The sequence below is a fragment of the Microbispora sp. NPDC049633 genome, from assembly GCF_040675265.1.
Classification (GTDB): domain Bacteria; phylum Actinomycetota; class Actinomycetes; order Streptosporangiales; family Streptosporangiaceae; genus Microbispora; species Microbispora maris.
In genome coordinates this window covers 1-2568 of sequence record NZ_JBFAOO010000383.1, presented here as the reverse complement: position 1 = coordinate 2568, position 2568 = coordinate 1, and the positions used below count along the sequence as shown (strand labels likewise).

The 2568-nt window shown below is 75.1% G+C and carries 2 protein-coding genes; one reads left to right on the top strand and one right to left on the bottom strand.

Annotation, left to right across the window (positions count from 1 at the left end; genetic code table 11):
• Positions 1 to 767 (top strand): hypothetical protein (locus AB0J39_RS39155; protein ID WP_363474229.1); only part of this gene is annotated, 767 nt, incomplete at its 5' end.
• A gap of 13 nt (positions 768 to 780) precedes the next feature.
• Here AB0J39_RS39155 and AB0J39_RS39150 read toward each other — a convergent pair.
• Positions 781 to 2421, bottom strand: a complete 1641-nt coding sequence (locus tag AB0J39_RS39150; RefSeq protein ID WP_363474227.1) for a bifunctional 3'-5' exonuclease/DNA polymerase — start codon at positions 2419 to 2421, stop codon at positions 781 to 783.
• Between the last annotated feature and the right edge of the window lie 147 nt (positions 2422 to 2568).

Sequence of the window (2568 nt, the reverse complement as noted above, 5' to 3'; positions counted from 1 at the left end):
CAGGACAGGCAGGCGCGGCACAGGCAGGCGCGGCACAGGCAGGCGGCTCCGAACCTGCCGCGGAGGTCACGGGCCCGCACCGGCCTCAGGTCGGCCGCAGGCGCAAGGAGCGGGCCGACGAGGTCACCGGCTCCGACGGCCGGTCGAAGCTCCTCCTGGTCGTGGCCGGCGCGGCCGTGGTCGCGGTGATCGTCGCGATCGTGCTCGTGCTGCTGCCGAGCGGTCCGGACGACGACGAGACCGCGGTCGCCCGGCCGGACGCCACGACTGCGGCGGCGACCTCCTCGGCCCGCACGAGCGACGCGCCGTCCGAGCGCCCGCTGTCGGCCGTACGCGTGCCCGAGGGCTACCGCCAGGTGACCGAGGGCGGCGTGTCGCTGGCGGTGCCGGAGGAGTGGACCGCCGCGGTCGAGGACGGGGCCGTCAGGCTCACGGGCCCGAAGGACAGCGGGCAGAGCATCACGATCAAGAGGATCCCGGACGGCGGCCTCACGGCGCTGCGGGCCGCCGAGCAGAACCTCGACATCAAGGACTTCACCGACTACACGCAGATCCAGCTGCGCCAGGTGGACTACCGCTACCCCGCGGCCGAGTGGGAGTACACCTACACCAACACCAGCGAGGTCACCGTCCACGCGGTGATCCGGTATCTGGAGATGACCGGCGGGCGCGCCTACGCGATCATGTTCGCCTCGCCCGACTTCGACTGGAACGAGTCCGCCGCACCGGTGCGGCAGGCCCTCTGGAGCACTTTCCGCCCCGCGTGACCCGGGGCAGGGGTCACTTCGCGTCGGCGTAGCAGCTGACGGCCACCGCCTCCATCGGGAAGCGGACCGTGGTGTCGCCGAACAGCAGCCGGGTCGCCTCCTCCGCCGCCTGCCCCACGGCCGCGCGGACCTCGCCGGCCAGGCCGAGCGGGCAGTGCACCATCACCTCGTCGTGCTGGAAGAACACCAGCCTCGCCGCGCCGGGCAGGAGCCCCCGCAGCACCGCGAGGAGCGTCAGCGCCCACTCGGCCGCCGTGGCCTGCACGACGAAGTTGCGGGTGAACCTCCCCCGGTCCCTGGCCGCCCGGGCGCCCTCGGGACCGGCCACCAGGCGCCGCCACCGCTCCGACGGAGGCGGGCAGGTGCGGCCCAGCCAGGAGCGCACCAGCCGCCCCTCCTCCCCGGCGCGGGCCGCGTCCTCCACGAACGCGTACGCCTTGGGGAACCGCTGCCGCATCACGGCCAGCAGCTTGGAGGCGTCGCCGCTGGTCCCGCCGTACATGGCGGACAACATCGCGATCTTGGCCGACTCGCGGACCCCGCCGAACGCCTGGGCCAGCGCGGCGTACAGGTCGATCTCCCCGGCGGCCCGCGCGAGCCCCCGGTCGCCGGACAGCGCGGCCAGCACCCGGGGTTCGAGTTGCGCGGCGTCGGCCACCACGAGCGTCCAGCCGTCGTCGGCCACCACGACCCTGCGCATCACCTTGGGGATCTGCAGCGCCCCGCCGCCGCTGGTGGCCCACCTGCCGCTCACCACCCCGCCCACGACGTACTCGGGGCGGAAGCGGTGGCCGCTGACCCACTGCGCGGCCCAGGTCCAGCCGTGGAAGCTGTGCAGGCGGGCCAGTTCCTTGTACGCCAGCAACGGCGCGACGGCCGGGTGGTCGACCGTCTTCAGCACATGGGAGCGGGTGGACGGGATCTCGATCCCCGCGGTCTTGAACGCCCGGACGATCTGCTGCGGGGAGTCGGGGTTGACGAGGTGGCCGAAGGCGGCCGACACCTCGTCGGCCAGCGCCTGGAGCTTCGCGGGCCGCATGCCGTGGGCGGGGCGTGGCCCGAGCAGGTCGGTCAGCAGCGCGTCGTGGACGTCCTCACGCCACGGCATGCCGTCGTGGGCCATCTCCGCGGCGACCAGCGCGCCGGCCGACTCGGCGGCGACGAGCAGGCGGAACCGCCCCGGATCGGGCGTACGCGCGATGCGGCGGCGCTGGTCCTCGAACACCTCGGCGACCATGTCGGCCTCGGGGACGTCGTGCCCGGGCGGCGCGGGCTCGAACAGGCTCGCCTGCGTGCCGCCCGCCTGATGCCCCTCCGCGGCCTCGTGGGGGTCGTCGGGCACCGGGAGGCCGCGCAGGCGCGCGTAGGCCGCACGGACCTGCCTGGGCTCCCCGTAACGGCCGTCGGCCGCCAGCAGCAGTCCCTCGGTCAGCGCGACGTCGTGGCAGCGCGACAGCCGTACGCCGGCGGACAGGAGCACCGGGTAGACGCGGCGGGAGTCGGCCCACACCCAGCGAGGCCGCGCCTCGGCCTCCATCGACCGCACGGCCGCCGCGAGATCGGGCACCCGGCTCGCGTGCCCCCCGTGCCCGTTCTCTCCCAGGGGCCGGATGGTCCCGCCTCCCTCGGCGTCGGCCGCGACCACAACGTGCACTCCACCAGCGTGCCAGGCGCCACCGACAGTTCGCCCGCCGGTCGGTCCCGCGGTCCCGTCCCCTGGCCGGTCCCGCCGCCCGCGGTGCGCCGGTCCGCGGGGGGGGGCGGCGGGGGCGGGAGAGCACACCTCAGAACACCAGACACA